This is a genomic window from Micrococcus sp. HMSC31B01 (assembly GCF_001816085.1).
Taxonomy (GTDB): Bacteria; Actinomycetota; Actinomycetes; order Actinomycetales; family Micrococcaceae; genus Micrococcus; species Micrococcus luteus.
In genome coordinates, this window is sequence record NZ_KV824995.1 from 1 (window position 1) to 4,176 (window position 4,176).

The 4,176-nt window shown below is 71.8% G+C and carries 5 protein-coding genes; 2 read left to right on the top strand and 3 right to left on the bottom strand.

Features of this window, described 5'->3' with window-relative positions; genetic code table 11:
* Positions 1-47: 47 nt before the first annotated feature.
* Positions 48-530, bottom strand: coding sequence for a CarD family transcriptional regulator (locus HMPREF3105_RS02945; protein ID WP_036384689.1), 483 nt, complete (start codon positions 528-530; stop codon positions 48-50).
* Between the two features lie 201 nt (positions 531-731).
* Here HMPREF3105_RS02945 and HMPREF3105_RS02950 point away from each other — a divergent pair, with 201 nt between their 5' ends.
* The gene (locus HMPREF3105_RS02950; protein WP_036384688.1) at positions 732-1,283 is read left to right on the top strand and encodes a hypothetical protein; all 552 of its coding nucleotides are present in this window, start codon (positions 732-734) and stop codon (positions 1,281-1,283) included.
* A gap of 91 nt (positions 1,284-1,374) precedes the next feature.
* Here HMPREF3105_RS02950 and HMPREF3105_RS02955 read toward each other — a convergent pair whose 3' ends face one another.
* Together HMPREF3105_RS02955 and HMPREF3105_RS02960 are read right to left on the bottom strand one after the other, a co-directional pair.
* Positions 1,375-2,055 (bottom strand): response regulator transcription factor, encoded by a 681-nt coding sequence (locus HMPREF3105_RS02955; RefSeq protein WP_002858071.1) that lies wholly within the window; start codon positions 2,053-2,055, stop codon positions 1,375-1,377.
* Complete coding sequence (locus tag HMPREF3105_RS02960) at positions 2,052-3,281, bottom strand: sensor histidine kinase (protein WP_036384686.1); 1,230 nt, start codon at positions 3,279-3,281, stop codon at positions 2,052-2,054. The genes HMPREF3105_RS02955 and HMPREF3105_RS02960 overlap by 4 nt, the downstream gene beginning before the upstream one ends.
* A 163-nt stretch (positions 3,282-3,444) precedes the next feature.
* Here HMPREF3105_RS02960 and phoU point away from each other — a divergent pair, with 163 nt between their 5' ends.
* The gene (phoU, locus tag HMPREF3105_RS02965) at positions 3,445-4,113 is read left to right on the top strand and encodes a phosphate signaling complex protein PhoU (RefSeq protein WP_041104719.1); all 669 of its coding nucleotides are present in this window, start codon (positions 3,445-3,447) and stop codon (positions 4,111-4,113) included.
* The last annotated feature ends 63 nt before the right edge of the window (positions 4,114-4,176 follow it).

Here is a 4,176-nt window from a genome sequence, read left to right on the forward strand (position 1 = left end):
GGGCCCGCGTCGTGGACGCGGGCCCCTCCCCTGCCGTGTGCTGCTCGTCAGCCCTCGAGCACCTTGTCCAGGCGGCCCTCGGCCTCCTCCTCGGTGACCTTCTTGGCCAGCGCCAGCTCGGACACGAGCACCTGGCGGGCCTTCGCGAGCATGCGCTTCTCGCCGGCGGACAGGCCGCGGTCCTGGTCGCGGCGCCACAGGTCGCGGACGACCTCGGCCACCTTGTTGACGTCGCCGCTGGCGAGCTTCTCCAGGTTGGCCTTGTAGCGGCGGGACCAGTTGGTCGGCTCCTCCACGTGCTCGGCGCGCAGGACCTCCATGACGTGCTCGAGCCCCTCCGCATCCACGACGTCACGCACGCCGACGAGGTCGACGTTCTCCGCAGGGACCTCGATGGTCAGGTCTCCCTGGGCCACCTTGAGCTTGAGGTACATCTTCTCCTCCCCCTTGATGGTGCGCATCTTGATCTCCTCGATCCGCGCAGCACCGTGGTGGGGGTAGACGACGGTCTCTCCGACCTCAAAAACCATGTTGTTGTGCCCCTTTCAGTCGTCTCATTCTATCATGCGGCCTCGTCGTGCCGCGCGTGCCGTCACATCTTCGGCCTCCGGATGTGATAGTGGACGACCCGGCGCCACGGGCCGGCCGGCGTCCCGGGATGCGGTAGCCTGACCTGGCAGGGCCCCTGCCTCGGGGCTCCTGAGCACGTCATCGCACCTGAGGAGACCTCTGTGAAGAACGCATCCCGGCCCGCCCGGCGCCACCTCGCCGCAGGTGCGCTGGCCGCGGTCGCCCTGCTGGGCGCCACCGGCTGCTCCGCCGTGAGCCCGATCGCCACCGCCATCCAGTACTCCCCCTCGGACGGCATCAACGGCCAGGAGCAGGACTTCCTGAGCTACCGCAACCTCGCCCTCGTCGGCGACGGCGAGTCGGGCCCCGCCCGCCTGATCGGCACCGTGGAGAACACCTCCGGCCAGGATCAGACCTACACCTTCCAGGCCGAGGGCGGCGGCTCCGCGACCCTGAAGGTCCCCGCCGGCGAGAGCCGCAAGCTCGAGGACGAGGCGAACACAACCGTCCTGGAGCGCGAGGGCGTGTGGGTCGGCGAGAACCTGCCCGTGACCGTCTCCGGCAACGGCGGCACCGCCGACCTGGCCGTCCCGCTGCTGAGCGCCACCCAGGAGCAGTACCGTGACCTGCTCCCCGAGGGAGTCGAGCCCTCGGAGGAGGATCTCGTCGGGCACCTCCACGAGGAGACCCACCACTACGGCGAGGAGCACTGACCTCCGCCGGGCCTGCGCCCGGCACGCCACGGCCCCGGCCCCACCGCGAGGTGGAGCCGGGGCCGTCGTCGTCCCGGGAGGAGCGCGCCGGTCAGGCCTCGAACTTGTAGCCCAGACCGCGCACCGTGACGAGGTAGCGGGGGCTCGAGGGGTCGGGTTCGATCTTGGAGCGCAGGCGCTTCACGTGCACGTCGAGGGTCTTGGTGTCCCCCACGTAGTCGGAGCCCCACACGCGGTCGATCAGCTGGCCGCGGGTGAGCACGCGCCCGGCGTTGCGCAGCAGCATCTCCAGCAGCTCGAACTCCTTGAGCGGCAGGGACACCTGCTCGCCGTCCACGGAGACGACGTGCCGCTCGACGTCCATGCGCACGGGGCCGGCGCTGATGGTCGCCGACATCGGCTCCTCCTGCTCCCCCTGACGGCGCAGCACGGCGCGGACGCGGGCCACCAGCTCGCGTGAGGAGTACGGCTTGGTCACGTAGTCGTCCGCGCCGAGCTCGAGGCCGACGACCTTGTCGATCTCCGAGTCCTTCGCGGTCAGCATGATCACGGGGACGTTGGAGCGCTGGCGCACCTGACGGCACACCTCGGTGCCGGACATCCCCGGGAGCATCAGGTCCAGGAGGATCAGGTCCGCGCTGTCGCGCTCGAAGACGCTCAGCGCCTCGTTGCCGTCGGCGGCGACGGTGACCTCGAACCCCTCCTTCTCCAGGAGGTAGGACAGGGGGTCGCTGAACGACTCCTCGTCCTCCACGATCAGAATGCGGCTCATGCGCTCGTCTCCTTCCGGGTCGGGGGTGCGGCCGAGGCGGTCACCCGGTGACCGCGCCGCTCGGTGACGTGGGCGGCACCCGGCGCGCCGTCGACGGCGACACCGTCCCCCCACTCGGGCAGGCGGATGGTGAAGGTCGACCCGCGGCCCGGCTGGGACCAGAGGGTGACCTCCCCTCCGTGGTTGATGACGACGTGCTTGACGATGCTCAGCCCCAGGCCCGTGCCGCCCGTCTGACGCGACCGCGCCGCGTCCACGCGGTAGAAGCGTTCGAAGACCCGCTCCTGCTCCTCCGGGCTGATGCCGATGCCCTGGTCCGTGACGGTGACCTGCGCGAGCCCGTCCACGGAGCTCAGGCCGATGCCGACCGTGGTGCCCTCCGGGGAGTAGCGCACCGCGTTGTCCACCAGGTTGCGCACCGCGGTCATCAGCTGGTCCTGGTCCCCGTGCACCACCGCGTCCACGCGGCCGCCCACGCGCAGCGCGATGCCGCGGTCCTCGGCGGTCAGGCGCAGGCGGTCCACGGCGTCGGCGACGACGGCGTTGAGGTCCACGGGCCCCCCGTCCTGGACCACGTCCTTGGCCTGCAGCCGGGAGAACTCGATGATGTCCTGCACGAGGGCCGAGAGCCGGCGGGACTCGACGCCCAGGCGTGCGGCGAAGCGACGCACCGCCTCCTCGTCCTCCGCGGCGTCGCCGATGGCCTCGGAGAGCAGGGAGATGGCGCCCACCGGCGTCTTGAGCTCGTGCGAGACGTTGACGACGAAGTCGTGGCGCATGGCCTCGGTGCGGGTCACGTCCGTGCGGTCGTCGGCGAGGATCAGGATGTACTCCTCGTCCAGCGGGGCAACGCGCAGCTCGACGACGAGGCTCGACTGCCCGAGGGGTCCTCGGGGCAGCTCCATGCGGCGCTCGACGATGACGCCGTCGGCCCGCACGGTCCGCGTGAGCTCCCGCAGCTGGTCCTGGACGAGCGAGTGCCCCCGCACCAGGCCCAGGGCGTAGGCCGCGGGGTTCGCGCGCACCACGCCGTCGACGTCGTCCACCACCGCGTACGCGCGGCCGACCACGGAGAGGACCTCGGCGGCGCCCGGCGCCAGGGTGGGTTCGCCGACCGTCAGGTCCACCGTCCGCGAGCGCTCGGACGCCCGGAAGGCCAGCATGGAGGCCACTCCGGTGAACAGTCCGACCGCTCCGCACAGCAGGCCGATGATGACGGGATCCACGGCACCAGACTAGCCTCTGGCGGCCCGGAGACGGGCTGCCCCGGCCCCGCCAGACGCCGGACGATCGGCGTTCATGGGCCGTTCATCTTGCCCTGCCAGGGTGGACCGTTGCCCCGGGGAGTCGGGGTCGGCGGCGCACGGGCGTCGCCGGGGAGAGGAGACCATGCGCGAGCTCTACCGAGCCGACCTCGAACGGCTGGGCCGCGACCTGACCGAGATCGCCCGCCTCGTGCACCGCGCCATGATGGACGCGCAGGCCGCCCTCGAGGCGGCCGACGTGCACGGCGCCGAACGGGTCATCTCGGAGGACGCGCGGATCGACCAGCTGCAGGAGTCCCTCGACGAGCAGGCCGTGCGCATCCTGGCGCTGCAGGCGCCCGTGGCCACGGACCTGCGCACCGTCGTCGCCACGCTGCGGATGAGCTCCTCGCTCGAGCGCATGGGCGACCTCGCCCGCCACGTGGCCCAGCTGACCCGGCTGCGCTACCCCGAGCACGTCATCCCGGAACAGGTCCGGACCGTGATCACCGCGATGTGCGACGCCGCCGTGGAGGTGGCCGAGGAGGTCGTCCTGCTGCTCGAGACCCAGGACCTGGCGCACGGGGACCGGATCGACGCCCTCAACGAGGACGTCAACGCGCTGCACCTGTCCGTCTTCCGCGCGATCGCCGCCCCGGACTGGAGCGCGACGCCGGCCACCACCACGGACGTCACGCTGGCCTCGCGCTACCTCGAGCGGTTCACGGACCACGGCCTGTCCGTGGCCGCCAAGGTGCGCTACCTCGTCACGGGCGAGTGGGCGACCCACCGTCCGGACGCCACCGGCTTCTGACCGTCCCCGACGCCACGGGCCGGGCCCCCACCGGGGGTCCCGGCCCGTCGTCGTCGGGCGGAT

Bases quoted from the DNA above. Each gene is read 5' to 3' on its own strand.
- HMPREF3105_RS02945 (WP_036384689.1), bottom strand. From the start codon at position 530: ATGGTTTTTGAGGTCGGAGAGACCGTCGTCTACCCCCACCACGGTGCT.
- phoU (WP_041104719.1), top strand. From the start codon at position 3,445: ATGCGCGAGCTCTACCGAGCCGACCTCGAACGGCTGGGCCGCGACCTG.
- HMPREF3105_RS02955 (WP_002858071.1), bottom strand. From the start codon at position 2,055: ATGAGCCGCATTCTGATCGTGGAGGACGAGGAGTCGTTCAGCGACCCC.